Source organism: Curtobacterium luteum (genome assembly GCF_001475545.1).
Classification (GTDB): Bacteria; Actinomycetota; Actinomycetes; order Actinomycetales; family Microbacteriaceae; genus Curtobacterium; species Curtobacterium luteum_A.
Map to the genome: position 1 here is coordinate 1 of NZ_LDQC01000091.1, position 1,535 is coordinate 1,535.

The 1,535-nt window shown below is 73.0% G+C and carries 2 protein-coding genes; both read left to right on the forward strand.

Translation table 11 applies throughout. The annotated features are described in order from the left end of the window. A partial coding sequence (locus NS184_RS14410) for an IucA/IucC family protein (RefSeq protein WP_275935036.1) occupies window positions 1–973 on the forward strand: 973 nt, incomplete at its 5' end. Window positions 974–1,099: 126 nt separating this feature from the next. Beyond that, window positions 1,100–1,507 carry a RidA family protein gene (locus tag NS184_RS14415; protein WP_058726801.1) on the forward strand — a complete coding sequence of 136 codons (408 nt, stop codon included), beginning with the start codon at window positions 1,100–1,102 and terminating at the stop codon, window positions 1,505–1,507. The last annotated feature ends 28 nt before the right edge of the window (window positions 1,508–1,535 follow it).

Here is a 1,535-nt window from a genome sequence, read left to right on the forward strand (position 1 = left end):
GGTCGACCTCGGCGAGGGGACGGACGACCACCAGCCGCAGCAGTCGATCCGCACGGCGTTCAACCGGTCGCGTCCGGAGCGCTCGTACGTGAAGACGGCCCTCGCCGTGCAGAACATGGGGTTCCTCCGGGGCATGTCGCCGGCCTACATGCGGACCGCCCCGGCGGTGAACGACTGGGTCGCCGGCCTGGTCGACGGCGACCCGGTCCTCGCCGACTGCGGCTTCGGAGTGCTCCGCGAGCACGCCGCGATCGGGTACACGGGCGACGCGTACCACCGGGTCGACGTGGTCTCACCGCAGCGCAAGATGCTCGCCGCGCTCTGGCGCGAGAGCCCCGTGCCGAAGCTGCAGCCGGGGGAGCGACCGATCACGATGGCCGCGCTGCTGCACCGTGACGCCAGGGGTCGGTCCGTGGCCGCGGCCCTCGTCGAACAGTCGGGGCTCGACGCTGCGGCCTGGGTCCGCCGGTACCTCGACGCGTACCTCCGGCCCGTCGTGCACTGCCTCACCGAGCACCAGGTGCTGTTCATGCCGCACGGCGAGAACCTCGTGCTCGTCCTCCGCGACGGAGCGGTCTCCCGCGTGTTCATGAAGGACATCGGTGAAGAGGTCGTGGTCGTCGGCGACGTCCCGGTACCGGCGGGGACCGAGCGGATCGTGCAGCCGGTGGACGACGACGAGGCCGCGCTCGGGGTCTTCACCGACGTCTTCGACGGGGTGCTCCGGTACCTCGCGGCGATCCTCGACGAGGACGGCGTGCTGCCGGCCGCGGTGTTCTGGCGGATCGTGGGGGAGTGCGTGGACGGCTCGGTCGGGCGGACGCGGACCATCGACTTCCGCGTGCCCGACTTCGAGCACTCGTGCCTGAACCGCCTGCAGTTGCGGAACACCGTGCAGATGGTCGACCTCTCCGGCCAGACCGAGTCACTCATCCGGGCTGGGCGGATGCCGAATCCGATCGCGCGCCGGTGACGGGCGGGAGGGGCGGACGTCCGGGACGCTCGCCGCTCCGTTCGGGCGGCGGCCGGTCGCCCGTGACGCGTGCCGAGGCGCGTGTGACGGGTGGCGCGGCCGCCGGGCGCCTGGCAGGGTCGGACCATGCCCTCCGCCGTGCAGCTCATCCGGTCCGCAGCGCTCAGCGACGTCGCGGAGTACGCGTACGCCGCGACGGCCCCGGCGGGGGCGCGGCTCGTGTTCCTCGCCGGTGCCTGCCCCCTCGACGAGGACGGTCGGACCGTCGCGGTGGGTGACCACGCCGGGCAGGCCGCGCAGTGCGTCGCGAACCTGGAGACGGCGCTCGCCGCGGCCGGTGCGACGCTCGATGACCTGATCAGCACCCGTGTGCTCGTCGCGTCGTCGCGGCAGGAGGACCTCGTGTCCGCCTGGGAGGTCGTGCGTCGGGCGATGGGGGTCCACGACGTGCCGAGCACGCTGCTCGGGGTCACGGTGCTCGGGTACGACGACCAGTTGGTGGAGATCGAGGCCGTCGCGGCCGTCATCGACTGAACGGGGCGCGCCTCAGCCGACGAGCGCG

Bases quoted from the DNA above. Each gene is read 5' to 3' on its own strand.
- NS184_RS14415 (WP_058726801.1), top strand. From the start codon at position 1,100: ATGCCCTCCGCCGTGCAGCTCATCCGGTCCGCAGCGCTCAGCGACGTC.